A 1,846-nucleotide genomic window follows, 5' to 3' on the forward strand; every position below is an offset into this window, starting at 1 on the left:
GTGGTCTGTGATGGTCCATCGGCTGCCCGGCGGCAGCCGCATCGCGGCCTGGTCGGCCAGGGATGCGGCACTGGTGCGCAGTTCGGCGGCGTGGTCGTGGCGCAGCAGGCGCCCGGCCAGGTGCAGGACGTCGGCGATGAACAGCGCGTCGGCGCGGTCCAAGGTCACCGGGCCGGTGTCGGGGACGTGGGTCATCGGCCGAAGTCGTTCCACCCCGCAGTGCCCGGCTGCACCGAGTGTGCCTCGTCGGCCCGGGTAATCTCCCCGAGGGCGCCGACCTGGGCGAGGTGGTCGGCGATGGAGGCCAGATCGCCGTCAGCGAACCGGCCGGCCTCGGCGGCCATGTCCAGCGCGGTGTCGATCACGTCGTCCCCGAGCAGCGCGGCGAGTTCGACCGCGCCGGCCATCTTCGCCCGGACCCGGACCACCCCGGTGGCCCCGGCCTCGGTCAGCCAGCGTTCGGCTCCCGGCCCGAGGTCCAGGAACGCGATCTCGCCCGGGGTGCGGGGCTTGGGCTTCGGGGCCAGGATCGACCGGCCCGCCGGATGGTGCGGGTAGTGCTCGTCGGCGATCCGCGGGTTGCCGGGAGTGGACAAGGCGTGCCGGGCGATCTCCGACAACCCCGAGGCGGTGTCGGCCGTGACGACCAGCTCCTCGCCGACGACCCGGCACCACACGTACTGCCCGACGTGCCCTGGCGGGACCGAGTAGCGCACCGAGCCCCAGCGCACCGTCTGCCCGTCGTCCACGACCCGCTGATCACCGATGGCCAAGGCGAACGGAACGTCCGGGACCCGGTGCAGCGCCTGCCGCTCGACCAGCAGCCGGTCGAGCGGCCGCTTGCCGGTCTCCTTGTGAGGACGGGCGTTGACCCGGTCGCAGAACACCTGACAGGCCCCGGCCAGCTCGGCGAACGAGCGGTAGTCGGTCAGCAGGTTCGCCGCCTTCGGCACCAGGTCCCACTTCGCGATCTTCACGGTCGCCTCGACGCCGCCCTTGGACTCCGGATCGAACGGCACGCACGACTCCACCGAGCAGCCGTAATGCCGCCCCAGGGCCACCATCTGCGGATGGCGCACCGGGATCCCGGCGACGTGCTCGACGGTCACCGTCTTGGCATTGTCCGACAGCACGAACGTCGGCACCCCGCCCAGGGTCCGGAACACCTGGTCCAGATTCGCCGAGGTCGTCCCGACCGTGGAGTCCCAGACCGGGATCACCAACCGGAACCGAGACCAGGCCAGCCAGGCGCAGAACAGCCAGGTCTTCCGGCCGCCGATCACCGGACCGGTTCCCCAGTCGAACTGCAGCCACAGCCCCGGCTCCGGGACCCACGGCCGGTAGGTTCGCCGCCGTCCGGCCCTCCAGGCAGCCTTCGCCTCGGCGACCGCCCGCCGGGTGGACCGCTCGTTCCCGGTGAAGCCCATCGCGACCAGCTTGCGGTGCGCCACATCGGCGCGGACCTTCCCCAGCGAGTCGTCCACCCACTCCTCGACCTTGGCCAGGAACGGGTCGATCGCCTTCGGCCGCCGTTCCCGCTCGAACGGGTTGCGGCCGGCGTCGCGCAGCGCGACATACCGTTCCACGGTCTTCGGGTCGACACCGGCCAACTGCGCGGCGGACCACACGGTATGTGTCAAGTCGTATGCCCTGAGTATTTCCACGATCTCCCTGCCAGACTTCGTCACAGGACCTCTTCGGTTCGGGTTGCTGAATGCGGCAAACATCAGCAAACCCGACCGAAGGGGTCCGCTCGATCAACGGGTCGAAACAGGAACTCCCACGACCACCCCACGAGGGTCAGTGGCCACCCACCAAGACTTCTGGTGTCCGCAGAACCAGACTC

At 70.4% G+C, this 1,846-nt stretch carries 2 protein-coding genes; both read right to left on the reverse strand.

The genetic code is table 11. From position 1 onward, the window contains the following. Window positions 1-195: hypothetical protein (locus tag KGQ19_RS48445; RefSeq protein WP_212022383.1), on the reverse strand; the 195-nt coding region annotated here is incomplete at its 3' end. Beyond that, window positions 192-1,727 (reverse strand): IS21 family transposase, encoded by a 1,536-nt coding sequence (gene istA / locus KGQ19_RS48450; RefSeq protein ID WP_212022384.1) that lies wholly within the window; start codon window positions 1,725-1,727, stop codon window positions 192-194. The genes KGQ19_RS48445 and istA, both read right to left, overlap by 4 nt. Between the last annotated feature and the right edge of the window lie 119 nt (window positions 1,728-1,846).

The organism is Catenulispora pinistramenti (genome assembly GCF_018274385.1).
Classification (GTDB): Bacteria; Actinomycetota; Actinomycetes; order Streptomycetales; family Catenulisporaceae; genus Catenulispora; species Catenulispora pinistramenti.

Coding starts and splice junctions, on each gene's coding strand:
- istA (WP_212022384.1), bottom strand. CDS start 1,727: ATGTTTGCCGCATTCAGCAACCCGAACCGAAGAGGTCCTGTGACGAAG.